This window comes from Streptomyces violaceus (assembly GCF_036014075.1).
GTDB lineage: Bacteria > Actinomycetota > Actinomycetes > Streptomycetales > Streptomycetaceae > Streptomyces > Streptomyces violaceus.
This window is the reverse complement of record NZ_CP107911.1, coordinates 1,146,909-1,170,873: the sequence shown is the minus strand read 5'-3', so window position 1 is coordinate 1,170,873 and position 23,965 is coordinate 1,146,909. Positions and strand designations below refer to the sequence as shown.

Here is a 23,965-nt window from a genome sequence, read left to right as displayed (position 1 = left end):
ACCGGGCGGCGCCCAGGGTCAGGGTTTCACGGCCACCGCGCCGAACTGCGGTACCAGCACGGCCGAGCCGGCCCCGGCATGCCACTGCCCGCACGACACCAGGCCCGGTTCCAGGAGCTCGAGACCGTCGAAGAACGCGGCGATGTCCGTGCCGCTGCGGGCGGTGATCGGGGGAGTGGCGTTCTCGTTCCAGAACTTCATGGCCGGGATCTGGCCCGCGCCGCCGAGCTCGTCGTCGAAGGTGGGGTGGGTGAGGACCAGGAAGCTGCCGGAGGGGACCGCGGCCATCACGCGGCGCACGATGTCCCGGGCCTTCTCGGTGTCCAGCACGAAGTTGAGGATGCCCAGCATCATGACGGCGACGGGCCGGGTGAGGTCGAGGGTGTGCCCGGCCCGTTCGAGGATGGCGTCCGGGTCGTGCACGTCGGCGTCGATGTAGGCGGTGACGCCGTCCTGGGTGCCGGTCAGCAGGGTGCGGGCGTGCACCAGCACGATCGGGTCGTTGTCGACGTAGACGATCCGTGAGTCGGGCGCGATCCGCTGGGCGATCTCGTGGGTGTTGTCCGCCGTCGGCAGCCCCGTGCCGATGTCGAGGAACTGCCGCACTCCGCGCTCGCCGGCCAGGAACGACACGGCTCGGCCCAGGAACTCCCGGTCCGCCCGGGCGATGTCCCGGATGATCGGGAACATGCCGGCGACGTGCTCGCCGACCTGCTGATCGACCTCGTAGTTGTCCTTGCCGCCGATCCAGTAGTTCCACACGCGCGCGTTGTGCGCCACACCGGTGTTCAGCCGCGCCGAGCCGCTCGGCGGGGTGTGGCTCTCACTCACGTCTCTTCCTCTCCTCGCACGGGCGACCGGAAGACCGGCCATCGCCGCCATTGTGCCGTTCCGGTGATCACGTTGTCCCGGGAATCGGCGGAGGCGGGAAGGCGGGCGGCGGGGCGGGTCGGCGTGGGAGAGAGCGGTGGGCCGTGCTACTCGACCTCGCTGGGGTCCGGAGCGGGCGTCTTGCCGGCCAGCACGTCCTTCAGGCGCTGGGTGCCGAGCTTCACCGCCTGCTCGACGGAGTCGGTCTCGCCCCCGTCGAGCCCGCCCGCCGTGACGGTGATGGCGTCGTTGCCGACGCGTACGGCGGCGACGTCCACGGTCAGTGTGGCCTGGGTGCCCCCGGTCGTGCCCCGCACCGTCACGCGCAGGCCTTCACGCGCGTCGCCCACCTTGGGCAGCGAGGTGTCGACGACCTGGACGGTGCGCTGTTCGCCGCCGTCGGTCGCGGTGAACTGGTCGCACTTCTCCGGCAGGGTCGCCATCCAGTTCATGGGGCCCTGCGGGTCGGTCCGGTCATAGGAGGCGACCTGGTACAGCAGGCGTGAGTTGCCCTCCTCGAAGCCGCGCAGCGCGGACGATCCCGACGGTCTGCCCAGCAGATCGTCGTCGAAGAGGGAGTCGAGGAGCCGCTGGCAGTCGGCGGCGTCGGCCTTGGCGGTGAGGAAGTCGGAGACGTCGACCGTGCCGATGAACAGGCTGTCGTGCCAGTTCTCGGCCTCCGTGTCCTTGACCTGGCTCCAGTCGTCCTCGATGTCCGCCTCGGTGATCAGCGCGGTCCGTGCGGCCTCCGTGGTGAGGTCGGCGGTGGGAGAGGTGGTCTGCTGCTTCCCGGCGACCTGTGTCGCGGTGATGCCCGACGCTCGCGATCCGTCTCTGTCGCCGTCGTCCGAGCAGGCGGCGGTGCTCAGCAATGTGCCTGCCGCCAGGGCGGAGGAGAGAACGCGGGCGAGCGGGGACGGACGACGGGCCATCGGGAGTGCCTCCTGAGAACGTGACGCGGGTCCTCAGCGCACCACCGGCACCGACGGCCCACCACTGGCACCGGACTGTTCGGGTGAGCGGCGCCCGGAGCGCGGACGCCTCACGCTCCGGCCCGTGCGTGCCCGTTCTGCCAGGCCCAGGCCGCGATCTCGGCGTTGGTTCGGCCGAGGGCGACCAGGCGGACCACGTCCAGCGGTCGCAGGACCTGGACCCCGTCCTGGCCGGTATCGAGCGCACGGCGACCGAGGCCCTGGCCTCCATGTTCCGGCGGGGAAGCGGTGAGCGACCTGGCTTCCGGGCTCCCGCGCACTGTTCAATGAAGCTGTACACCGCCGAGCGAGAGAGGAGCCGCCCGTGTCCCCCGTCGTCGTGCCGCCCGTCGGAGCGCGTATCCGGCAGGCCCGACTGGAGCGCGGTACGAGTCTGCGTGCGCTGGCACGGGAGATCGGCGTGTCGGCGAGCCTCGTGTCGCAGATCGAGACCGGAAAGAGCCAGCCCTCGGTCAGCACGCTGTACGCGATCACGACGGCCCTCGGGATCTCCGTGGAGTCCCTCTTCGACGCACGGGCCTCGTCGCCCCTGGTGGGTGCGAGCCCGGCCGGTTCCCTCCCGCACGCCCTCGCGGCCTTCGCCGCCGACCCGGGCCGGCGTATCGGCCCGCTGGTCGGCGCGGGTGAGCGCGAGACGCTGGAGCTGGACTCGGGGGTCGTGTGGGAGCGCCTCGGCCGGGTGCCGGGCGCGGATGTCGACTTCCTGCTGGTGACCTACCGGCCCGGCGGCTCCTCCGCGGGCTCCGGCGGACTCATGCGGCACGCGGGCACCGAGTACGGCTGTCTGACCTCCGGCGAGCTGATCCTCACCCTCGGTTTCGACGAGTACACGGTGCGCCCGGGCGACGCCGTCAGCTTCGAGTCGACGACTCCCCACCGCTACCGCAACGATGGAGAGGTACCCGCTGTGGGCGTCTGGTTCGTGACCGGCGGTGTTCAGTGACACTTGACACCCGTGCCACCCGGGCGTTCACTCCGAAGTGGGGGTGCTCGCCATGGCGATCCGCACATATGGACCCAACGCCGTCGACTGGGAAGAGCGCGTCGACCTGGACCGGCTGCGCGGACAGCGGCTGGCCCGGCTGCACGAGTCCCTGAACCGGTCCGGGCTGGGCGCGGTGCTCAGCTTCGACTTCGCCAACATCCGCTACATGACGGCCACGCACATCGGCACCTGGGCGATCGACAAGCTGATCCGCTTCGCCCTGCTGGTGCGCGGCGGCGAACCGGTCGTCTGGGACTTCGGCTCCGCCGCCCGCCACCACCAGTTGTACAACCCGTGGCTGGACTACAGCGACGGAAAGGGCGGCCCGCCCACCGGCGCCCGCGCCGGTATCTCCACCCTGCGCGGCGCCTTCCACCCGGACGCCCAGATCGCCGAGGACGTGGGCGCCAAGATCGCCGCCGAGCTGCGCGAGCACGGGCTGGCGAACGAACCGCTCGGTGTCGACGTCGCCGAGATGCCCGTCCTCGCCGCCCTGCGCGCCGAGGGCATCGACGTCGTCGACGGACAGCAGGTCTTCCTGGAGGCCCGCAGGATCAAGACCGGCGACGAGATCGCCCTGCTCACCCAGGCCTGCGCCATGGTCGACGCGGCCTACGAGGAGCTGTACGGCTACCTGCGCCCGGGTGTCCGCGAGAACGAGTGCGTCGGAGTCGTAGCCAAGGTCCTGTACGACCTCGGCAGCGAGTACGTCGAGGGCGTCAACGCCATCTCGGGCGAGCGCTGTTCACCGCACCCGCACGTCTACAGCGACCGCCTGATCCGCCCCGGCGACCCCGCCTTCTTCGACATCCTGCACAGCCACCTCGGCTACCGCACCTGCTACTACCGCACCTTCGCCGTGGGCAGCGCCTCCCGCGCGCAACGGGACGCGTACGTGCGCTGCCGGGAGTACATGGACCAGGCGATCGCGCTCGTCCGGCCGGGTGCCACCACCGCCGACATCGTCCAGGTCTGGCCGCGCGCCGAGGAGTTCGGCTTCGCCGACGAGACCGCCGCCTTCGCCCTGCAGTACGGCCACGGCGTCGGTCTGTCGATCTGGGAGAAGCCGATCTTCAGCCGCCTGGTCTCCCTCGACCACCCCGAAGTCCTGGAAGAGGGCATGGTGTTCGCCCTGGAGACCTACTGGCCGGCCGCCGACGGCTGGTCCGCCGCCCGCATCGAGGAGGAACTGGTCGTCACCGCCGACGGCTGCGAGGTCATCACCAAGTTCCCCGCCGAGGAACTGCTGGTGGCCGGGCGCAAGTACTGGACGGTGGGCGGCGAGCTGAACACCCGCCGCGAGGCGCAGTCCCACCTCAACTCCTCTCGTGGCGACGGGGCGGACTGATGGAACCGGCCGGACTCCTCGACGCCTACGAGCGGATGGCAGTCATCCGCCGTACGGAGAAGGCCGCCCACGACCTGTTCTTGCAGGGCCTGGTGAAGGGCACCACACACCTCGCCGCCGGGCAGGAGGCGATCGCCGTGGGAGCGAGTGCCGCCCTGCGCCCGGACGACTATGTGTTCGCCACCTACAGGGGCCACCACCATGCCCTCGCCCGGGGTGCCACCCCCGAGGAGTGCCTGGCCGAGTTGATGAGCCGGATGACGGGGCTGTGCCGGGCCAAGGGCGGCTCCATGCACCTGACCAAGGCGGCCACCGGCATGCTCGGCTCGTACGCCATCGTCGGTTCCCACCTGCCGATGGCGGTCGGCGCGGCCTGGTCGGCCCGGCTGCGGGGGACCGAACAGCTCGCGGTCGCCTTCTTCGGCGACGGCGCCACCAACATCGGCGCCTTCCACGAGTCGCTCAACCTGGCCGCCGTGTGGAAACTGCCCGTGCTGTTCGTCTGCGAGAACAACCTGTACATGGAGTACACGCCGATCGCCGACGTCACGGCCGTGCCCCGGCCCGCCGCCGACCGGGCGCCCGCGTACGGCATCCCGGGCGAGGTCGTCGACGGCAACGACGTCGTGGCCGTGGCGGAGGCCGTCGGGCGACTCGCGGCGCGGGCCCGGGCCGGAGACGGGCCCGCCGTGCTGGAGGCCGAGACCTACCGCCACTTCGGGCACAGCCGCACCGACCCGGGGACCTACCGCCCGGCCGAGGAGGTCGAACGGTGGCTCAAGCACGACCCGTTGGACCTCGCGCGGGGACGGCTCGCCGAGCTGGGGGTCGGGGCTGAGGCGGTCGCGGAGGCCGACGAGCGGGCCCGGGCCGTCGTGGAGCAGGCCGTCGAGGCGGCCAAGGCCGCGCCGCCGCCCGACCCGCGGGAGGCACTGACCGACGTGTGGGCGGACGGAGGTGCCGCATGGCGGACGTGATCACCTACCGGGAGGCGGTCGCCGAGGGCATCGCACGCGAGATGCGCCGGGACACGTCGGTGGTGTGCCTCGGGGAGGACATCGGCGCGGCCGGCGGGGTGTTCAAGACGACCGTGGGGTTGCTCAAGGAGTTCGGGTCCGAGCGGGTGTGGGACACGCCCATATCCGAACAGGCCATCGTGGGCGCGGCGATGGGTGCCGCCATGACCGGGATGCGGCCCGTCGCGGAGATCATGTTCTCCGACTTCCTGGCCTGCTGCTGGGACTACCTCGCCAACGAGATCCCCAAGGTCCGCTACATGACCGGCGGTCAGGTGACCGTGCCGCTCGTGGTGCGCACGGCCAACGGCGGCGGACTCGGCTTCGGCGCCCAGCACTCCCAGGCCACCGAGAACTGGGCGCTGACCGTCCCCGGCCTGAAGATCGCGGCACCGGCGACGCCCGCCGACGTCATCGGCATGATGGCGGCTGCGATCCGCAGCGACGACCCCGTGGTCTTCTTCGAGCACAAGGCCCTCCTGGCCACCAAGGGGGCCCCGCCACCGCCCGGTCACGTCGTCGAGCTGGGACGGGCCGCCGTCGTGCGCGAGGGCGCGGACGTCACGCTCGTCGCGCTGGCCTCGATGGTGCCGCTGGCCCTGCGGGCCGCCGACGCGCTGTCGGGGGAGGGGATCGAGGCGGAGGTGATCGACCTGCGCTGTCTGGTCCCGCTGGACACCGCGACCGTCCTGGCCTCACTGGGCAGGACCTCGCGGCTCGTCATCGTCGAGGAGAACCCGTACCAGGGCGGCTGGGGCGCCACCGTCGTCTCGGTCGTCGCCGACGAGGGCTTCGGCCTGCTGGACGCGCCCGTGCGGCGGGTGGCGGGGGAGTGCGTCCCGCTGCCGTTCGCCGACGCGCTGGAGGAGCAGGTCATCCCCACCGTCGACAAGGTCGTCACGGCGGTCCGAAGACTCGCCGCCTACTGAGCTGTTCGCTGGTCCCCGTACCGCACACCCCATGGGAGGAAGCGCGATGACCACAAGGACACTGTTGCGCTCCGGTCACGTGATCTCGATGGACCCCGGCATCGGGGACCTGCCCCAGGGGGACGTCCTCGTCGAGGACGGCAGGATCGCGGCCGTGCGGCCCGAGATCAGCGCTGACGCCGAGGTCCTCGACATGACAGGCCGCATCGTCATCCCCGGCTTCGTCGACACCCACCGCCACACCTGGGAGGCCCCGATCCGGGGCGTTGCACCCGACGCCACCCTCGACGACTACTTCGTCGACGTCCTCGACAGCTTCGCACCCCTGTACACCCCGGAGGACGTCTACGTCGGCAACCTCGCGGGCGCGCTGGAATGCCTCAACGCCGGCATCACCACGCTCGTCGACTGGTCGCACATCAACAACACCCCCGAGCACCCGGACGCCGCGATCCAGGGCCTGGCGGAGTCCGGCATCCGGGCGCAGTACGCGTACGGCAGCGCCAACACCTCTCTCGCCGACTACTGGTTCGAGAGCACGATCGCCATCCCGGCGGACGACGTACGGCGGATCCGCGCCCGGCACTTCGCGTCCGACGACGGTCTGCTGACCATGGGCCTCGCCACACGCGGCCCCGGCTTCTGTGTCGACGAGGTCGTCGCCGCCGAGTGGGCCATGGCGCGCGAGCTGGGCATCCCGATCACCGTGCACGTCGCCATGGGGCGCCTCGCCGGCCGCTTCGGCATGGTCAAGCAGCTCCACGGCATGGGGCTCCTCGGCCCGGACACCACCTACGTCCACTGCTGCTATCTCAGCGAGGAGGAGTGGCGGATGGTCGCCGACAGTGGCGGCACGGTGTCCGTCGCGCCGCAGGTGGAGCTCCAGATGGGGCACGGCTGGCCGCCCGTGATGCTGGCGATCGAGCACGGCCTGCGGCCCTCGCTCAGCATCGACGTCGTCACCACCGTGCCCGGCGACATGTTCACCCAGATCCGCGCCGCCTTCGGCGCCGAACGCGCCCGCGTCAACGCCGACTGCTGGCAGGCCAACATGCCGGTGCCCGGCACCATGCTGACAGCACGCCGGATGCTGGAGATCGCCACCCTCAACGGCGCTCATGTCGCCGGGCTCGAGGACCGCACCGGCTCACTGACCCCCGGCAAGCGCGCCGACATCGTCGCGATCGACGCCACCGCGCCGAACACCGCCCCCGTGCACGACGCGGCAGCCGTGGTGACCCTGTGCGCGGACGTGTCCAACGTGGACACCGTCCTGGTCGACGGTGTGGTCCACAAGCGCGACGGGAGGCTGCTCGCCGACACCGGGCGTGCCCGCCGGCTCGTCGAGGAGTCCCGCGACCGGCTCCTCGCGGCGAAGGAGGCGAAGGGGGAGAGGGCCACCGCATGACGAACCACGTGGTGCGCCGCGCCGCCGACCAGCCCGATCCGCCGTACGACGGCCACGGCCACCGGCGGCGGACGCTGGTCGGCGAGGACGACGGCAGTGTGCACACCGGCTTCGGCCTCTGCGAACTGCGGCCGGACGGCCGCGTGCCCGCCCATGTGCACTCGTACGAGGAGACCTTCCACATCCTCGACGGGGCGGTGATCCTCGACGTGCCCGAGGGGTCGTACCTCCTGGAGGAGGGCGACTACGGCCTCCTGCCGACCGGCGTTCCGCACGCCTGGCGTGGGGCAGGGGGCACCGGCGGGCGCTGGGCGGACATGCTGGCCCCCGTGCCGCGGGCGCGCTACGGACACGACACCCAGGCGGTGCCGGAGCTGCCCGCTCGCGCCCCGGTCCGGATCGACGTCCGCGACCCGCGCACCCGGACCTTCGGGCACTTCGAGCCCGACCAGATGGATCCCGGCAAACAGTCCCAGGACCTGCTGGCCGCCACGGCGAGCATGCGGACCGCGCTGCTGGTCTACAGCGGCATCACCGTGAAGATGATGGTCGACGGCGACCTGGGCGCGGTCGCCTCGACGATGTTCATGGTGCGGTACGCGTCCGACGGCGTCATCGGCACGCACGACCACCCCTTCGAGGAGACGTATCTGATCCTCGAGGGCGTGGCGGAGACCACCCTCGACGGCGAGCGGTACCGGCTAAAACCCGGGGACCTCGCGTGGGCGGGCGCCGGTTGTGTGCATGGGTTCGTCAACGCCGGGCAGGGGCCCCTGCGGTGGCTGGAGACACAGGCGCCGCAGCCGCCGTCACGGCACTCCTACCGGTTCACCCGGGACTGGGACTACCTGCGCCAGGCGCTTCAGGAGGAGTCATGAGCACTGTCCTTGTCGTCGGCGGCACATCGGGAATGGGCCGCGAGTTCGCGCGGGTACGCGCCGAGCGCGGGGACGACGTCGTCCTGACCGGCCGCGACGCCCAGCGCGCCGACACGGTCGCCAAGGAGATCGGCGCCCGGGGCCTCGCCCTCGACCTGGGCCGGCCGCTGGAGATCACCGCGGCCCTGGCCGATGTCGGACGCGTCGACCATCTGGTGCTCGCGGGTGTCTCCCGGGACGACAACAAGGTGACCGAGTACGACATCGACGCCGCCCTGCGGCTGGTCACCCTCAAGCTCGTCGGCTACACCGAGGTCGTGCACACACTGCGCACCCGGCTGTGCGACGACAGCGCCATCGTGCTGTTCGGCGGACAGGCCAAGGAGCGCCCCTACCCGGGCGCGACGACGGTGGCGACGGTCAACGCGGGCGTGCGGGGCCTGATGCACTCCCTCGCCGTCGAGCTGGCCCCCGTCCGGGTCAACGCCGTGCATCCCGGTGTCGTCGGCGACAGCCCGTACTGGCAGGCCAAGCCGGAGAAGGTGCTCGACGTGCTGCGCACCGAGACGCCCACGGGGAATCTCGCCACGATGGCGGACGTGGCGGACGCGGTCGACTTCCTGCTGCGCAACCGTTCGGTCAACGCGGTGGAACTGACCGTGGACGGGGGCTGGTTGCTGGGGTGAGTGCGGAGCCCGCGTAGGTCACCCGGCCCGGCGCAGCGTGTCCTCGGCCACTTCCTTGTCCACCGCCGCCCGCACCAACGCCGCGGCGAGGACGGCCGGGTCCGTCTTCCCCGCCAGTTCGGCGAGCCGCTCCGGGTCCTTCGGCAGTTTCAGTCGCTCGGCGCCCTGGAGGGCCTTGCTGTCCAGGTAGGGGGCCGCCTCGGGCCAGACGCCCTGCGCCTCGCGCAGGAAGATGTCGGTGCCGGCCGGCCCCATCCCGGGGAACTCCTGGAGGAGATGGCGCAGTTCGGACACCTTGCCGTCCGCCTCCCGGCGCAGTCGCCGCAGGTCGCCGCCCCACCGTTCGGTCAACAGCTCGGCTGCTTCGCCGAGTTGGGTGGCCGTGCGCTCGTCGTAGCGCCGGTAGCCGCCACGCCCGAGCGCGTCCACCCGTTCCTGCCAGTCGGCCTCGGCCATACGGCGCGGATCGCGCAGCCCCGCCTCGTGCAGGGCACGGGCGGTGGCCAGCGCGATCGAGCCGCGGATGCGGGCACTGAGCAGGTGGGACAGCACCAGCAGCCGGTACAGCGGCTGCGGGGTGTCCTTCAGCCGGATGCCCGCCTCGTCCGCGTAGGTCCGGCCGTGCGCGCCGACGAGTTCGCGTATGACGCGCTCCTGGCGGCTCATGGCTACGCCTTCAGCGGGTCGTGGCCGACTGTCATCAGCCGGTGCCGACGGCGCGTGTCCTCGGCCGTCACCTCGGGCATCGGCTCGTTCTCCAGGTCCACCTGGGAGGTGACCCGGTCCACGACGTTCCGCATCACCCGCAGATCGTCCTCGGTCAGGTCGGTGCGCCGCTTCTGGAGGATCGCCAGGACGTGCTGTCCGGTCTCGCTTCCCGCTTGGTCGGGCAGCGGCTCCGCGTTCTCGTCGGCGTCGCGCATCCGCAACCAGGCCGCCAGTTCCTGCGAGGTCATGTTCACCACGCGGTGGAAGTCCTCCCACAGCGCGTCGAGTTCAAGGGCGTCGGTCATGGGGTGTGCCCCTTTCGTGCGTATGTGCGCGCCGGTCAGCCCTCACGGGGGAAGTTCTCGGCGTCGAACATCCACCGCTGCTTCTCCAGCTCCGCGGTGATGCTGATCAGCAGGTCCTGGGTGACCAGGTCCGCCTTCTCGGTCGCGTCGATGCGCTCGCGCAGCCGCCTGATGGCGTCCTGGAGCGACTCCACCAGCACCCGCACGGCGTCCGAGTCACGCACCCAGCCCTCCTTGGGGGCGGGCAGCGTGAAGGTCTTGGCGATGGTCTCCGGCCGGCCGTCCGGCGGGACACCGAGCGCCGCGGACCGCTCCGCGACCGTGTCGGCGAAGTTCCGCGCGGCCGTCACCACCTCGTCGAGCTGGAGGTGGATCGACCGGAAGCGCGGTCCGACGACGTTCCAGTGGGCCTGCTTCCCGATCAGTGAGAGTCCGAGCAGATCGACCAGGGTGTCCTGGAGTGCCTCGCAGGAGACCCGGCGGGCCTCGTCGGGCAGTGTGCTCCTCACGGCCGTCATAGGGCGCTTCTCCTCCTCGCGTCGTTCTTCGTCCTCCGGAGCAGTGCGTCGCGCTCCTCCTCGCAGGTCCCGCCCCACACGCCCGAGGCCTGGCCGCTGCTCAGCGCGAAGCTCAGGCACTGGTCGGTCACCGGGCAGCGCGAGCAGATCCGCTTCGCGGCCGTGACGTCCCGCAGGGCCGGGCCCGCGGTGCCCACGGGAAAGAACAACTCGGGGTCCTCGTCCACGCAGGCGGCGCTCCGCAACCACTCCATGAACGCGCGGGTGCCCCGGGCGCACTGGTGCAAACGCGACCCGTCACGCTCGCTGATCGGCCCCGGAGCCACGTGCCGACCTGCGGTAATGCCCGCCCCGAACCGGTGCGCCCGCGCAATCTTCACAGGCGGCGGGACGAGGGTCTATAGTCCGAAACTAGCAGTGCTAATTAATGCGCGATGTGAGGAGCCTCTCGTGCGTCCCGTCCACTTCGCGGCCGCCCGCCGCACCCCCATCGGCAAGCTCAGGGGAGCCCTCTCCTCAGTGCGGCCCGACGACCTGGCCGCGACCGTGGTCCGCGCCCTGGCCGGCGACGTGCCCGCGCTGGACCCGGCCCGCGTCGACGACGTCTACTGGGGGGCCGCCAATCAGGCCGGCGAGGACAACCGCAACGTCGCCCGCATGGCCGCCCTGCTCGCCGGCCTCCCCGAGTCCGTCCCCGGCGCCACGGTCAACCGCCTCTGCGCGTCGGGCCTGGAGGCCGTGACCATGGCCGCCCGCACCATCGCCGCCGGCGAGGCCGACATCGTGATCGCGGGCGGCTCCGAGTCGATGAGCCGCGCCCCATTCGTCCTGCCCCGACCCGACGAGGCCCTGCCGCACCGCATCGAGACCGTCGACACCCGCCTCGGCTGGCGCCTGGTCAACCCCGCGATGCGGGATCTGCACGGCCTGCTGTCCATGGGCGAGACAGCGGAGGAGGTCGCCGCGCGGTACGGCATCGCACGCGAACGCCAGGACGACTTCGCGCTGCGCAGCCACCAGCGGGCCGCCCTCGCCCGCAGACGCGGCCACTTCGACGACGAACTCCTGCCCGTGGAACGCCCCGACGGCGTGGTCGTCGACACCGACGAGTGCGTCCGCGAGGACACCTCCTACGAGAAGCTGTCCCGGCTGAAGCCGGTCTTCCGGGACGGCGGCACGGTCACCGCCGGCAACGCCTCGCCGATGAACGACGGCGCCGCCGGTCTCCTCCTGGTCAGCGAGGAGGCCCTCAACGAACTGGGCCTTCAGTCCATGGGCCGCTACGTCGCCGGCGCCTCCGCCGGTGTCCACCCCGACGTCATGGGCATCGGCCCGGTCCCCGCCACTCGCAAGGCACTGACCCGCGCCGGCTGGAGCGTCGGCGACCTCGAGGAGGCCGAGTTCAACGAGGCCTTCGCGGCGCAGGCCCTGGCCTGCGTGGACCAGCTCGGCATCGACCCCGACCTGGTCAACCCGAGTGGCGGCGCCATCGCCCTCGGCCACCCCCTGGGCTGCTCGGGCGCCCGGATCCTGACGACGCTGCTCCACCGGATGCGGCGCACGGGTGCGGGGCGCGGGCTGGCGACGATGTGCGTGGGGGTCGGGCAGGGGAGTGCGCTTCTGGTCGAGCGGGGGTAGGCCAACGCCCCCCGGGCCACCAGGCGAGACGGCACTACGGCGCCCGGTTCGTTGCACATAGCATCAGTGTTCGCATGAACACGATGACGCTCTGGAACATCACCGGCTGGGAGTTCGCCGCACTCGCCTTCGCGGCCCTCCTGGTCGGTTTCTCGAAGACCGCCGTGAGCGGGGCCAACACGGTCAGCCTCGCCATCTTCGCCGCGGTGCTGCCCGCCCGCGCCTCCACCGGCGTCCTGCTGCCGGTCCTGATCGCCGGCGACCTGCTGGCCGTCGCCACCTACCGGCGGCACGCCCACTGGCCCACCCTGTGGCGGCTGTTCCCGGCGGTCGCCGCGGGCGTCGTCGTCGGCACGGTGTTCCTGATGTGGGCGGACGACGCGATCGTACGGACCTCCATCGGCACGATCCTGCTGCTGATGGCGGCCGTGACCGTGTGGCGTCGGCGTACGGCGGAAGCGGAGCGGCAACCGGACTCGGTCACCAGCCGGGCGGGCCGGGTCAAGGCCCGCTCCTACGGCGTCCTCGGTGGGTTCACCACCATGGTCGCCAACGCGGGCGGCCCGGTGATGTCGATGTACCTGCTGTCCGCGGGCTTCCGCAAGCTCGGATTCCTCGGCACGTCGGCCTTCTTCTTCCTGATCGTCAACGTCTCCAAGCTGCCCTTCAGCGCCGGCCTCGGCCTGATCGACGGCCGCTCGCTGCTCCTCGACCTGGCGCTCGTGGTGTTCGTCGTGCCCGGCGCGCTCTTCGGCAAGTGGGCGGTGCACAAGATCAACCAGCGGCTGTTCGAGCAGCTGGTCATCGCGGCGACGATCGTGGGCGGACTGCAACTCCTGCTGCGCTGACGGTTGCCTACCGCTGCGTGCGGCTCCGCAGCAGCGCCGGGAGGTCCGCGAAGGAGTCGATCACGTGGTCGGGCGTGCCGTCGGCGGCCCGGAGCGCCTCCGGCTGGAACTTGCCGGTCCGCACGAGGACGCCGGTGACACCGGCCCGCTGCGCCGCGAGCACGTCGGACTCGACGTCGTCGCCCACCATCACGGCCTCGCCCGCACCGGCGCCCACCCGGGCGAGCGCCGCCTCGAAGAACGCCCGCGCCGGCTTGCCGGTGATCTCGGCCTCCACCCGGGCGGCCTGCTCGAGACCGGCCAGGAACGCACCGGAGTCCAGCCGCAGCCCCTCGTCCGTACGCCAGTACAGGTTGCGGTGCATCGCCACCAGCCGGGCCCCGCGCTGCAGGTGCCCGAAGGCCCGGTCGAGCGCCGCCCAGCCGAACTCGGGACCGGCCCCGCCGACCAGCACGACATCCGGCACGGTCCCGGTGTGCGCCGCGTCCACGAGGGTCACGCCGTCGAGGTCCTCCTCGATGTCACCGCTGTTCAGCAGGGCGCACCGGGCGCCGGGACAGTGCTCGGCGAGGTATGCGGCGGTGGCCGCGGGGGCGGTCAGGATGTCCTCGGCGGACACCGGGAATCCCGCGTCCGCCAGAGTCCCGGCGATCGAAGCCCGCGTACGGGAGGTCGTGTTCGTGACCAGCAGGACGGCGAGCCCGGCTTCCCGGATCTCCCGCAGTGCCTGCACGGCCCCGGGCAAGGGCCGCCACGACACGGTGAGCACCCCGTCGATGTCGATCAGTACGGCACGCACGGACTCCATGTCCGGACGATAGCCGCCGGTGGCGGGCACCACCGCAGGACTGTCCGGCAGCCGCAGGAATACCCGCCCGGTCGTGTCAGTCGCGAGGGCGCCGGCGCAGCAGATACGTGTCCATGATCCAGCCCTTGCGCTCACGGGCCTCGGCACGCAACCGCTCGATGCGGGGCGCGGCCTCGGCGAGCGGGCCGGAGACGAGGATCTCGTCCGGAGTGCCGATGTAGGCGCCCCAGTAGATGTCGACGTCCTCCCGCGCGTACTGCCGGAAGGTCTGCTGGGCGTCGAGCATCACCACCACGTCGTCCACGCCCGCCGGGAAGCCCTCCGCGAGCCGCCGCCCGGTGGTGATCTGCACGGGCCGGGCGATGCGGTTGAGCCCCGTCCGGTGCCGGGCGACGAGCGCCGAGACGCTGCTGATGCCGGGGACGACGTCGTACTCGAACGCCACCGCGTCCCGCTCCAGCACCTCCTCCAGGATCCCCAACGTGCTGTCGTACAGCGAAGGGTCTCCCCACACCAGGAACGCGCCGGTCTCCTCCTCGCCGAGTTCCTCCGCGATCAGCCGCTCGTAGATGCCGGCGCGGGCGCTGCGCCAGTCCCCGACGGCGGGGGAGTAGGCCGCCCCGTCGGCGGCCCGGTCCCGCTCCGGGTCACGCGCCTCGACGACGCGGTACGTCCCCTGCGGCAGGTGCGTGTCGAGGATGTCCCGGCGCAGCCGGGTGAGGTCCGCCTTCACCTCGCCCTTGTCCAGGATGAAGAACACGTCCGTGCTCCGCAGCGCCCTGACCGCCTGCAGGGTCAGCTGCTCGGGGTCGCCCGCGCCGATACCGATGACATGAATCTTTCGCACACCCCGAGTCTGCCGCACACCACTGACAGTGCCGGCACCACGCCCCGCCTCAGCACCCCTGGTCAGGGCCCCGCGCCCGCTCCCCGAAGCCGAGGCGCCCGTGCCCCCGCGTCCACGGCGCGGCCGTGGACTTCCACGTCCTGGGCCAGTTCCCGGGCCCAGGTGGCGATGCCCTCGAGATCGATGCCGTGCGGCAGCGGCCGCCCGGAGCCGGAGGCCCACGTCTCGGTCGCGCCCGCCCCGCGTCGCAGCAGCCGTGCCCCGCCCGTGAGGTTGCCGCGGGCGGCGTGGGTGAGGCCCACGGCGAGCTGGGCGAGGCCGCGCCACAGCTCCCGCTCCGCGTCGGGGCCCGACTTCCAGGCGTCCTCGAAGACCTCGTGCGCGTGGAACGGCTTCCCCTCGTCCAGCAGCCGCTGCGCCTCGGCGACGGTCTCCTCCGGCGTGCGGACCACGCCCTCGGGCTGCCGGGGCACGCCGTCCGTGCCGTACGGCAGGGGCCGCCCGAGACCGTCCCGCGGCCGGGCGTTGCGTGCCCGCCCCTCGCTGTCGCGGTCCCGGGCGTCGCCCGACCGGTCCGCGGAGGTGCTTCCCGTCTGTCCCGTGCTTCCTGTGCTGCCCATACGCCGATTGTCCCGCCCGGGCCGTTTTCGGCGCGGCCAGGGGTGTGGGGTAAGGTGCTGTTCGTTCGCGCGATCACGCGGTTCTACCGCGAGTGGGAGCGCATCGGGACGTGGCGCAGCTTGGTAGCGCACTTGACTGGGGGTCAAGGGGTCGCAGGTTCAAATCCTGTCGTCCCGACAGAGTGCCTGGGAATTCTCCCCGGGCAGGGCCTTGCCTCACTTCGGTGGGGCGGGGCCCTTCGTCATTTCGGTGCTCTGCGCGGCCGCGATGATCGCGTAGGTCGACACGGCGAGAGCGCAGGGCGCGGCCCCGGCCGGCCCGAAGCGGAAGACCGCCCAGATCAGCGGCGGGAAGCCGAGGAACAGCAGCGGCGTGGTGCCGGTCTCGACGAAGCCGACGCAGCTCGTGACCGCCACGAGCAGGATCCCCTCCACCCATCGGGACAGCGGGGCACCCCGGGGCCGGCGCACTTGGGCTTGGTGCGGCTTTCCCGCCCGGCTCGGCGCCGTCCCCCGCGGCCGTGGGACCGTGGAGGGGAACGGACATCCGGACCTCCCCGAGGAGCACCGGCCATGACCACACGCCCGGCCCACCCCGCCGCCCCGTCGATCAGGACCACCCCCGAAGGCCTCCTGTGGGAACCCAGCGAGCGCTGGGTGCGCGGCCGCAAGGGCGACGTCACCGTCGTCGACAGCCGGCACCCCGTGCTCGTCTGGGAACCCCACCTGCCCGTGCCGCAGTACGTCTTCCCGCACGCGGACGTCCGCACCGACCTCCTCCGCCCGGCGAAGAACCCGCCCACCGGCAAGCACACCGGCTCCCGGATCTTCTACGACCTCGACGCGGACGGCGAGGTGCGCGAGAACGCGGCCTGGACGTTCCCCGCCGACGACCTGGCCGGTCACATCGCCTTCGAGTGGTTCCTGCGCACCGACACGGGCCTCGACCACTGGTACGAGGAGGACGAGGAGATCTTCATCCACCCCCGTGACCCGCACAAACGCGTGGACGCGCTAACGAGCAGCCGCCATGTCCGGGTCGAGATCGACGGGCAGGTGGTCGCGGACACCCGCGATCCCGTCCTGCTCTTCGAGACCTCCCTGCCGACCCGGTACTACCTCCCCCGCGAGGACGTCCGCCTCGACCTGTTCGACGCCACCGATCACAGCACCGGCTGCCCCTACAAGGGAACCGCCGAGTACTGGTCCTGGCGCGGCGAGGGCGAGGTGCCGCCCAACATCCTCTGGAGCTACGCCGCCCCGCTGCCCGCGGTGGCGGCGGTCCGGGGGCGCGTCGCCTTCTTCAACGAGGCCGTGGACATCACACTGGACGGCGAGCGTCTGGACCGCCCGGACACACCCTTCAGCCGGATGCTGCGCAAGGGCCGCTCGTAAGACCGTCTCAAGGCCTCACCAGCAGCTGGAAGTCGAACGTGTAGCGCGACGCCCGGTAGATGTGCGTCGCGTACTCGACGGGGCGCCCGGTGTCGTCGTATGCCGTCCGCTGCATGGTGAGCAGCGCCGCGCCCTCCTGCTCGTCCAGGCGGGCGGCCTCCTCCGCGGTCGCGGCGCGGGCGCCGACGGTCTGGCGGGCGCTGTGCAGGGTGATACCCGCCGAGCGCATCATCCGGTAGAGGCCCGTCGACTCCAGGCGGGTGCTGTCGAGGTCCAGCAGGGCGGACGGCAGGTAGTTGCACAGCAGGGCGACCGGCTGGCCGTGTGTGCGGCGCAGCCGTTCCAGGGCCGTGACCTCGCTGCCCTCCGCGACGCCGAGCGCGGCCGCAACGTCGCAGGACGCCGGGACGACCTCGTTGCGCATGACCTCGGTGGTGGGCCCCTGCTTGGCTGCCTCCAGGTCGTCGTAGAGGCTGCTCAGCTCCAGCGGGCGCTTGACCTGGCTGTGCACCACCTGCGTGCCCACCCCGCGCCGCCGGACCAGCAGCCCCTTGTCGACGAGGGACTGGATGGCCTGGCGGACGGTGGGGCGGGACAGCCCGAGGCGCACGGAGAGGTCGACCTCGTTGCCCAGCAGGTTGCCCGGGGTGAGGACCCCGTGCTCGATCGCGGCCTCCAGCTGCTGCGCGAGCTGGTGGTACAGCGGCACGGGACTGCCCCGGTCCAGGGCGAAGTCCAGTGAGCTGAGCGCCGGGGCGGCCGTGGTGCGGGCCCGGTCACCGGCCTTCGCCATGGATGAACCCCCCTTTGGGTGTCAGGAGTTGCTCGGGAAGCCGAGGTTGATGCCGCCGTCGGACGGGTCCGGCCAGCGGGTGGTGATGACCTTGCCCTGGGTGTAGAAGGCGATGCCGTCGTTGCCGTAGATGTGCAGGTCGCCGAAGAGCGAGTCCTTCCAGCCGCCGAAGGAGTGGTAGCCCACGGGGACCGGGATCGGCACGTTGACGCCGACCATGCCCGCCTTGACCTCGAGCTGGAAGCGGCGGGCGGCGCCCCCGTCCCGGGTGAAGATCGCGGTGCCGTTGCCCCAGCGGGAGTCGTTGATCAGCTTGATGGCCTCTTCGTACGTCTCCGCGCGCACCACGGCCAGCACCGGACCGAAGATCTCGTCGCGATACGCGTCCGCCGTCAGCGGCACCCGGTCCAGCAGCGAGACACCCAGGAAGAAGCCGTCCTCGTGGCCCTCGACCGAGTAGCCGGTGCCGTCGACGACGACCTCGGCGCCCTGCTCGGCCGCGCTCGCCACGTACGAGGCCACCTTGTCGCGGTGCTCGCGGGTGATCAGCGGGCCCATCTCGCTGGCCGGGTCGTTGCCGGGGCCGATCTTGAGGTTCTTGGCGCGCTCGGTGATCTTGCCGACCAGCTCGTCACCGATGTCGCCGACCGCGACCACGACCGACACGGCCATGCAGCGCTCGCCCGCCGAACCGTACGCCGCGTTGATCGCCTGGTCGGCGGCGAGGTCCAGGTCGGCGTCGGGCAGGACCAGCATGTGGTTCTTGGCGCCGCCCAGGGCCTGCACCCGCTTGCCGTGCTCGACGGCCTTGAGCTGGATGTACTTGGCGATCGGGGTCGAGCCGACGAAGGAGACCGCCTCGATGTCCGGGTGCTCCAGGATGCGGTCCACCGCGACCTTGTCGCCCTGCACGATGTTCAGGACGCCCTCGGGCAGCCCGGCCTCGGTGGCGAGTTCGGCGAGCTTGAAGGAGGCCGACGGGTCCTTCTCGGACGGCTTCAGCACGAAGGTGTTGCCGCAGGCGATGGCCAGCGGGAACATCCACATCGGCACCATCGCCGGGAAGTTGAACGGCGTGATGCCGGCGACCACGCCGAGCGGCTGGCGGATCGAGGCCACGTCGACCCGGGTGGAGACCTGGGTCGACAGCACGCCCTTGAGCTGGACGGAGATCCCGCACGCGAGCTCGACGATCTCCATGCCGCGCGCGACCTCGCCGAGCGCGTCGGAGTGCACCTTGCCGTGCTCTGCGGTGATCAGCTCGGCGATCTCGTCGCGGTGGGCGTCCAGCAGCTCGCGGTACTTGAACAGGATCGCCGTGCGCTTGGCCAGCGAGGACTCTCCCCAGGACTCGAAGGCGGCCTTGGCGGAGGCGACCGCGGCGTCCACCTCGTCGACGGTCGCGAACGCGACCTGCTTCTCCTGGGCGCCGGTGGCCGGGTTGTAGACGGGGCCGTAGCGGCCGGAGGTGCCCTCGACGGGCTTGCCGTCGATCCAGTGGGTGATGGTGTTCATCGTGTGCACGGGCCTTTCGTGGAACTGATGTCAGCGGGGAGTTCAGAGGTGGCGGCGGCGTCCGGCGACATGGCGGTCGTAGCGCTCGCGGGCCTCGACGGCGGCCGCGCGGGAGGCGGTCTCGGCCACCGGCACGTCCCACCAGGCCTCGGCCGGGGGAGCGGTCGGGGCCGGGTCGGTCTCGACGTAGACGCACGTGGGCCGGTCGGAGGCGCGGGCCGCGGCCAGTGCCTCACGCAGCTCGCGCACGGTCTTGGCGCGCCGCACGTCCATGCCGAGGCTGGCGGCGTTGGCGGCCAGGTCGACGGGGAGCGGGGCGCCGGAAAAGGTGCCGTCGGCGGCCCGGAAACGGTAGGCGGTGCCGAAGCGTTCACCGCCGGTCTCCTGCGACAGACCGCCGATGGAGGCGTAGCCGTGGTTCTGGATGAGGACGATGTTGACGGGCAGGCCCTCCTGGACGGCCGTGACGATCTCCGTCGGCATCATCAGGTAGGTGCCGTCGCCGACCAGCGCCCAGACCGGGGTGCCCGGGGCGGCCTGCTGGACGCCGATGCCGGCCGGGATCTCGTAGCCCATGCAGGAGTAGCCGTACTCCAGGTGGTACTGGCGCGGGCTACGGGAGCGCCACAGCTTGTGGAGGTCGCCGGGGAGCGAGCCGGCGGCGTTGATCACCACGTCGTCGTCGCCGACGGCCGCGTCCAGTGTGCCGAGCACCTGTGTCTGGGTCGGCACGGCGTTCTCGTCGTCGGCGCGGTAGGCGGCATCGACGACCTCGTCCCAGCGGTCCTTGCCGGAGCGGTACTCCGCCTCGTACTCCTGGCCCACCCGGTGGCCGGAGAGCGCCTCCAGTAGCTTCTCCAGGCCGGACTTCGCGTCGCAGACCAGAGTGCGGGCGGCCAGCTTGTGCGCGTCGAAGCCGGTGATGTTGAGGTTGAGGAATCGCACCTCCGGGTTCTGGAAGAGCGTGCCGGAGGCCGTGGTGAAGTCCGTGTAGCGGGTGCCCACGCCGATCACGAGGTCGGCGGTCCGGGCGAGGTCGTCGCTGACCGCCGTGCCGGTGTGGCCGATGCCGCCGAGGTCGGCGGGGTGGTCGTGGCGCAGCGAGCCCTTGCCGGCCTGGGTCGAGGCGACCGGGATGCCCGTGGCCTCCACGAGCGCCTTCAGGGCCTCCTCGGCCTCGCTGTGGTGGACGCCGCCGCCCGCGACGATCAGCGGCCGCCCGGCCGAGCGGATCGCCTCGACGGCCGCCGCGAGCTCCACCGGGTCCGGCGCGGGACGCCGTACGTACCAGACGCGCTCGGTGAAGAACTCCTCCGGCCAGTCGTACGCCTCCGCCTGCACGTCCTGGGGCAGGGCGAGGGTGACGGCGCCGGTCTCGGCCGGGTCGGCCAGCACGCGCATGGCCTGGAGCGCCGAGGGGATCAGCGCCTCGGGACGGGTGATCCGGTCGAAGTACCGCGACACCGGGCGCAGCGTGTCGTTGACCGACACATCCGCCTCGACCGGGTGCTCCAGCTGCTGGAGCAGCGGGTCGGGGGCGTGCGACGCGAAGTAGTCGCCGGGCAGCAGCAACACCGGCAGCCGGTTGATGGTCGCCAGGGCCGCACCCGTGACCAGGTTCGTGGCGCCCGGGCCGATCGAGGTCGTCACCGCCTGCGCGGACAGGCGGTTCAGCTGCCGGGCGTAGCCGACCGCCGCGTGCACCATGGACTGCTCGTTGCGGCCCTGGTGGAACGGCATGACGTCCTCACCGGCCTCCACCAGGGCCTGGCCGACGCCCGCCACGTTGCCGTGGCCGAAGATGCCCCAGGTCCCGGCGATCAGCCGGCGCCGCACGCCGTCCCGCTCGGTGTACTGGGCGGACAGGAACCGCACCAGGGCCTGGGCGGTCGTCAGTCGGCGGGTGCGGGCGTTCATGCGGAGGTCTCCGGGGCGGTGTAGAGGGGGAGCCGGGGGTCGACCGGCTGGTCCGGCCAGGTGTCGCGGACCCAGGCGTGGTCGGGGTGGTCGCAGATCAGCCAGGCGCGATCGGCTTCCGGGCCCGCCATGACGTTGAGGTAGTACATGTGGTGGCCGGGCGTGGCCATCGACGGGCCGTGCCAGCCGTCCGGGATGAGGACCACGTCACCGTCGCGGACCTCGGCCAGCACATCCGTGCCCTGGCCCTGCCCGGACGGCGAGACCCGCTGGTAGCCGAGGCCAGGCGTGCCGTCGTGACCGGCGAACTCGAAGTAGTAGATCTCCTCCAGCACGGACTCCTCGCCCGGCCGGTGCTCGTCGTGCTTGTGCGGCGGGAACGACGACCAGTTGCCGCCCGGCGTGATCACCTCGACCGCGATGAGCTTGTCGCACTCGAACACACCCGCCGCGCCGAAGTTGTTGACCTGCCGGGAGCAGTTCCCGGTGCCCCGCAGCTCCACGGGCACGTCGGAGGCAGGAGCGTAGCGGGCGGGCAGCCGGCGGGAGCAGCGCGCGCCGGTCAGCGCGAACCGCCCGCCGGCGGCGGAGGTCACGGTCGCCCGGGCGTCGCGCGGCACGTAGGCGAAGTCGCTGACGCCGCTGAAGACGTCCCGGCGACCCTGGAGTTCGAAGGTGTCCTCGCTGAAGTCGTCCGCCGCGGCGACCGTGCAGCCGCCGCTCAGCGGGACGACGATCCACTCGCTGTCGCCGGTCTCGAACGAGTGCGTGCCGCCCGGCGGCAGCTCGAGGATCCGCAGGCTCGAGTGGCCCCAGCCGGCCTTCTCGGGCGTGATGTCGACGATGTAGGGGCCGCCGAGGGCCTTACCCGCGGGAAGGTGATAGGTCATCGTGTCCCTTTCGGATCACAGCAGGTGCCACTTGAATCACAGCAGGCCGACGGCCGTGTCCACTGCCTGTTCCACGCTGCCCTCGGCCGGGTAGAGCAGCGAACGCCCGACGACCAGGCCCTGGACGGTGGGCAGACGCAGGGACTTGCGCCAGCGTTCGTAGGCGCCGTCCTGGTCCTCGCCCACCTCGCCGCCGAGCAGGACGACGGGCAGTGTGGAGCTCTCCAGCACCTCGGCCATGTCGTCCGGGTCGTCGGTGACGGGCAGCTTCAGCCAGGTGTAGGCGGAGGTGCCGCCCAGGCCCGAGGCGATGGCGACGGACCGGGTGACCGCGTCGGCGGACAGGTCGTTGCGGACCTTTCCGTCGACCCGCCGGGAGATGAACGGCTCGACGAACAGGGGGAGCCGGTGTGCCGCCATGGCGTCGACGGCACGGGCCGTGGACTCCAGGGTGGTCAGCGAGCCCGGGTCGTCGTAATCGATGCGCACCAGGAGCTTGCCCGCGTCGAAGCGGAGCCGGGCGATGTCCTCGGCGCGGTGACCGGTGAAACGGTCGTCCATCTCGAAGGAGGCCCCGGCGAGTCCGCCCCGGTTCATCGAGCCCATGACGACCTTGTTCTCCAGCACCCCGAGCAGGAGCAGGTCCTCCAGGATGTCGGCGGTGGCGAGCACCCCGTCGACGCCGGGCCGGGAGAGCGCGACGCACAGCCGTTCCAGCAGATCGGCACGGTTGGCCATGGCCAGGTGCCGGTCGCCGACCCCGAGGGCGCCGCGCGCCGGGTGGTCGGCGGCCACGATCATCAGCCGGCCGCTGTCGCCGATCAGCGGGCGGCGCACCCGGCGGGCGGCCGCTTCGGCGACCGCCTCGGGGTTGCGGGCTCTGACCGTGGTGAGGTCGGGGATGCCGATGTTCAATGCGGGCTCCGTTTCAGAGGCTCGTGCTCGGCGACGGCGCCTCGGCGAGGAGGTCCGCGACCTCGGACTCGGTCGGCATCGCGGAGGAGCAGGCGAGGCGGGAGGCGACGAGGGCGCCGGCGGCGTTGGCGTGGCGCATGATCTTCTCCAGCTCCCAGCCGGAGAGCAGACCGTGGCAGAGCGAGCCGCCGAAGGCGTCGCCCGCACCCAGGCCGTTGACCACCTCGACCGGCACCGGCGGCACCTCGGCCCGGGTGCCGTCACGGTGCACGGCGAGCACGCCCTTGGGGCCCTGCTTGACGACGGCCAGCTCCACGCCCGCCTCCAGCAGCGCGTCGGCGCAGGCCTGCGGTTCGCGCACGCCGGTGGCGATCTCGCACTCGTCGAGGTTGCCGACCGCGACGGTCGCGTGGCGCAGCGCCTCGCGGTAGTACGGGCGGGCTTCGTCGGGGTCGCGCCAGAACATCGGCCGCCAGTCGAGGTCGAAGACGGTGATGCCGGACTTGTCGCGGGCCTTGAGGGCGGCGAGCGTGGCGGAGCGGCTCGGCTCCTCGCTCAGGCCGGTGCCGGTGATCCAGAAGATGCGGGCCCCGCGGATCGCGAAGAAGTCCAGCTCGTCGGTGTGGATCTCCAGATCCGGGGCCTTGGGGCGGCGGTAGAAGTACAGCGGGAAGTCGTCCGGCGGGAATATCTCGCAGAACGTGATCGGAGTGGGGTACGCCTCGACCGGGGTGACCCAGCGGTCGTCGACGCCGAAGGACTTCAGCTCCTCGTGCAGGTAGGTGCCGAAGGGGTCGTCGCCGGTGCGGGTGATCACCGCCGTACGGCGTCCCAGGCGGGCCGCCGCGACCGACACATTGGCCGCCGAACCTCCCAGAAATTTCCCGAACGTCTCCACACGGTCCAGGGAGACGCCGGTCTGCAGGGGATAGAGGTCGACTCCGATGCGGCCCATCGTGATCAAGTCGAAATACTGGGCTGGCCCGGCCATGCGCGACCTCCTCGGGAAGCTGGGGATGCGGGTCCCGGGGCGCCCTGACACGGTGGGGGCGTGGATCCATGGGACCTGCCGCCCCTCAGGTGTAGGTCTCGGAGGGCGGCGCTGTCAATAGTTTGTACTTACATTCGGACCTGCT

27 protein-coding genes and 1 tRNA gene are annotated in these 23,965 nt (G+C 71.8%); 11 read left to right on the top strand and 17 right to left on the bottom strand.

All coding sequences use genetic code 11. The features are described from left to right. Window positions 1-18: 18 nt before the first annotated feature. The 3 genes from OG542_RS05260 to OG542_RS05250 form a co-directional block, all read right to left on the bottom strand. Entirely contained in the window at window positions 19-831 is an 813-nt protein-coding gene (locus OG542_RS05260) for an SAM-dependent methyltransferase (RefSeq protein WP_328408644.1), read from the bottom strand. 146 nt (window positions 832-977) lie between these two features. Continuing rightward, window positions 978-1,802 carry a hypothetical protein gene (locus OG542_RS05255; protein ID WP_328408642.1) on the bottom strand — a complete coding sequence of 275 codons (825 nt, stop codon included), beginning with the start codon at window positions 1,800-1,802 and terminating at the stop codon, window positions 978-980. Between the two features lie 110 nt (window positions 1,803-1,912). Then, window positions 1,913-2,122: a helix-turn-helix domain-containing protein gene (locus tag OG542_RS05250; protein WP_328408640.1), complete on the bottom strand. Its 210-nt coding sequence runs from the start codon at window positions 2,120-2,122 to the stop codon at window positions 1,913-1,915. Between the two features lie 44 nt (window positions 2,123-2,166). Between OG542_RS05250 and OG542_RS05245 the strand changes: the two genes are divergently transcribed. Genes OG542_RS05245 through OG542_RS05215 form a run of 7 tightly spaced genes read left to right on the top strand, consistent with a single transcriptional unit; the run spans window position 2,167 to window position 9,112 of the window. After that, entirely contained in the window at window positions 2,167-2,805 is a 639-nt protein-coding gene (locus tag OG542_RS05245; RefSeq protein WP_328408638.1) for a helix-turn-helix domain-containing protein, read from the top strand. 52 nt (window positions 2,806-2,857) lie between these two features. After that, complete coding sequence (locus OG542_RS05240) at window positions 2,858-4,195, top strand: Xaa-Pro peptidase family protein (RefSeq protein ID WP_328408635.1); 1,338 nt, start codon at window positions 2,858-2,860, stop codon at window positions 4,193-4,195. Then, window positions 4,195-5,172 carry a thiamine pyrophosphate-dependent dehydrogenase E1 component subunit alpha gene (locus OG542_RS05235; protein WP_328408633.1) on the top strand — a complete coding sequence of 326 codons (978 nt, stop codon included), beginning with the start codon at window positions 4,195-4,197 and terminating at the stop codon, window positions 5,170-5,172. Before OG542_RS05240 ends, OG542_RS05235 begins: the two co-directional genes overlap by 1 nt. After that, window positions 5,160-6,140 (top strand): alpha-ketoacid dehydrogenase subunit beta, encoded by a 981-nt coding sequence (locus OG542_RS05230; protein ID WP_328408631.1) that lies wholly within the window; start codon window positions 5,160-5,162, stop codon window positions 6,138-6,140. The genes OG542_RS05235 and OG542_RS05230 overlap by 13 nt, the downstream gene beginning before the upstream one ends. Window positions 6,141-6,186: 46 nt before the next feature. Beyond that, on the top strand, window positions 6,187-7,548 hold the full coding sequence (locus tag OG542_RS05225) for an amidohydrolase family protein (protein ID WP_328408629.1): 1,362 nt from the start codon (window positions 6,187-6,189) through the stop codon (window positions 7,546-7,548). Then, a complete protein-coding gene (locus OG542_RS05220) occupies window positions 7,545-8,426 on the top strand; it encodes a cupin domain-containing protein (protein WP_328408627.1) in 882 nt (293 codons plus the stop codon). Before OG542_RS05225 ends, OG542_RS05220 begins: the two co-directional genes overlap by 4 nt. Further along, window positions 8,423-9,112 (top strand): SDR family NAD(P)-dependent oxidoreductase, encoded by a 690-nt coding sequence (locus OG542_RS05215; protein ID WP_328408625.1) that lies wholly within the window; start codon window positions 8,423-8,425, stop codon window positions 9,110-9,112. Before OG542_RS05220 ends, OG542_RS05215 begins: the two co-directional genes overlap by 4 nt. A gap of 18 nt (window positions 9,113-9,130) precedes the next feature. Here OG542_RS05215 and OG542_RS05210 read toward each other — a convergent pair whose 3' ends face one another. From OG542_RS05210 to OG542_RS05195, 4 genes are read right to left on the bottom strand one after another with little or no spacing between them, the layout of a single operon-like run. Beyond that, window positions 9,131-9,778, bottom strand: coding sequence for an HhH-GDP family DNA glycosylase (locus tag OG542_RS05210; protein ID WP_328408623.1), 648 nt, complete (start codon window positions 9,776-9,778; stop codon window positions 9,131-9,133). 2 nt (window positions 9,779-9,780) lie between these two features. Then, window positions 9,781-10,125, bottom strand: coding sequence for a DUF3140 domain-containing protein (locus tag OG542_RS05205; RefSeq protein ID WP_193477222.1), 345 nt, complete (start codon window positions 10,123-10,125; stop codon window positions 9,781-9,783). Window positions 10,126-10,160: 35 nt separating this feature from the next. Next, complete coding sequence (locus OG542_RS05200) at window positions 10,161-10,643, bottom strand: Dps family protein (protein ID WP_311128873.1); 483 nt, start codon at window positions 10,641-10,643, stop codon at window positions 10,161-10,163. Next, window positions 10,640-10,897, bottom strand: a complete 258-nt coding sequence (locus OG542_RS05195) for a WhiB family transcriptional regulator (RefSeq protein WP_184587975.1) — start codon at window positions 10,895-10,897, stop codon at window positions 10,640-10,642. The genes OG542_RS05200 and OG542_RS05195 overlap by 4 nt, the downstream gene beginning before the upstream one ends. Window positions 10,898-11,093: 196 nt before the next feature. Here OG542_RS05195 and OG542_RS05190 point away from each other — a divergent pair, with 196 nt between their 5' ends. Then, window positions 11,094-12,281, top strand: coding sequence for a thiolase family protein (locus tag OG542_RS05190; RefSeq protein ID WP_328408620.1), 1,188 nt, complete (start codon window positions 11,094-11,096; stop codon window positions 12,279-12,281). A 74-nt stretch (window positions 12,282-12,355) separates the two neighbouring features. Beyond that, complete coding sequence (locus tag OG542_RS05185) at window positions 12,356-13,129, top strand: sulfite exporter TauE/SafE family protein (protein ID WP_328408618.1); 774 nt, start codon at window positions 12,356-12,358, stop codon at window positions 13,127-13,129. A gap of 7 nt (window positions 13,130-13,136) precedes the next feature. Here OG542_RS05185 and OG542_RS05180 read toward each other — a convergent pair whose 3' ends face one another. From OG542_RS05180 to OG542_RS05170, 3 genes are all read right to left on the bottom strand, one after another. Beyond that, complete coding sequence (locus OG542_RS05180; RefSeq protein ID WP_328408616.1) at window positions 13,137-13,937, bottom strand: HAD-IIA family hydrolase; 801 nt, start codon at window positions 13,935-13,937, stop codon at window positions 13,137-13,139. Window positions 13,938-14,013: 76 nt separating this feature from the next. Further along, the gene (gene cobF / locus OG542_RS05175) at window positions 14,014-14,784 is read right to left on the bottom strand and encodes a precorrin-6A synthase (deacetylating) (RefSeq protein WP_328408614.1); all 771 of its coding nucleotides are present in this window, start codon (window positions 14,782-14,784) and stop codon (window positions 14,014-14,016) included. A 62-nt stretch (window positions 14,785-14,846) separates the two neighbouring features. Then, a complete protein-coding gene (locus OG542_RS05170; RefSeq protein WP_311128879.1) occupies window positions 14,847-15,404 on the bottom strand; it encodes a DUF309 domain-containing protein in 558 nt (185 codons plus the stop codon). 104 nt (window positions 15,405-15,508) lie between these two features. Between OG542_RS05170 and OG542_RS05165 the strand changes: the two genes are divergently transcribed. After that, a tRNA-Pro gene (locus OG542_RS05165) sits at window positions 15,509-15,582 on the top strand. Window positions 15,583-15,620: 38 nt separating this feature from the next. Here OG542_RS05165 and OG542_RS05160 read toward each other — a convergent pair. Continuing rightward, a complete protein-coding gene (locus tag OG542_RS05160) occupies window positions 15,621-15,821 on the bottom strand; it encodes an MASE1 domain-containing protein (RefSeq protein WP_328408611.1) in 201 nt (66 codons plus the stop codon). A 156-nt stretch (window positions 15,822-15,977) separates the two neighbouring features. Between OG542_RS05160 and OG542_RS05155 the strand changes: the two genes are divergently transcribed. After that, window positions 15,978-16,799: a DUF427 domain-containing protein gene (locus tag OG542_RS05155; RefSeq protein WP_311128880.1), complete on the top strand. Its 822-nt coding sequence runs from the start codon at window positions 15,978-15,980 to the stop codon at window positions 16,797-16,799. A 7-nt stretch (window positions 16,800-16,806) separates the two neighbouring features. Here OG542_RS05155 and OG542_RS05150 read toward each other — a convergent pair whose 3' ends face one another. From OG542_RS05150 to iolC, 6 genes are read right to left on the bottom strand one after another with little or no spacing between them, the layout of a single operon-like run. Then, window positions 16,807-17,592 (bottom strand): GntR family transcriptional regulator, encoded by a 786-nt coding sequence (locus OG542_RS05150; RefSeq protein ID WP_328408608.1) that lies wholly within the window; start codon window positions 17,590-17,592, stop codon window positions 16,807-16,809. A gap of 21 nt (window positions 17,593-17,613) precedes the next feature. Beyond that, window positions 17,614-19,107 (bottom strand): CoA-acylating methylmalonate-semialdehyde dehydrogenase, encoded by a 1,494-nt coding sequence (locus OG542_RS05145; RefSeq protein ID WP_328417773.1) that lies wholly within the window; start codon window positions 19,105-19,107, stop codon window positions 17,614-17,616. A 42-nt stretch (window positions 19,108-19,149) separates the two neighbouring features. Continuing rightward, window positions 19,150-21,024 carry a 3D-(3,5/4)-trihydroxycyclohexane-1,2-dione acylhydrolase (decyclizing) gene (gene iolD, locus OG542_RS05140; protein WP_328408606.1) on the bottom strand — a complete coding sequence of 625 codons (1,875 nt, stop codon included), beginning with the start codon at window positions 21,022-21,024 and terminating at the stop codon, window positions 19,150-19,152. Then, a complete protein-coding gene (gene iolB / locus OG542_RS05135) occupies window positions 21,021-21,914 on the bottom strand; it encodes a 5-deoxy-glucuronate isomerase (RefSeq protein ID WP_328408604.1) in 894 nt (297 codons plus the stop codon). The genes iolD and iolB overlap by 4 nt, the downstream gene beginning before the upstream one ends. Before the next feature lie 36 nt (window positions 21,915-21,950). Next, the gene (locus tag OG542_RS05130; protein ID WP_328408602.1) at window positions 21,951-22,829 is read right to left on the bottom strand and encodes a Cgl0159 family (beta/alpha)8-fold protein; all 879 of its coding nucleotides are present in this window, start codon (window positions 22,827-22,829) and stop codon (window positions 21,951-21,953) included. Between the two features lie 13 nt (window positions 22,830-22,842). Further along, window positions 22,843-23,820 carry a 5-dehydro-2-deoxygluconokinase gene (gene iolC / locus OG542_RS05125; protein ID WP_328408600.1) on the bottom strand — a complete coding sequence of 326 codons (978 nt, stop codon included), beginning with the start codon at window positions 23,818-23,820 and terminating at the stop codon, window positions 22,843-22,845. Window positions 23,821-23,965: the final 145 nt, after the last annotated feature.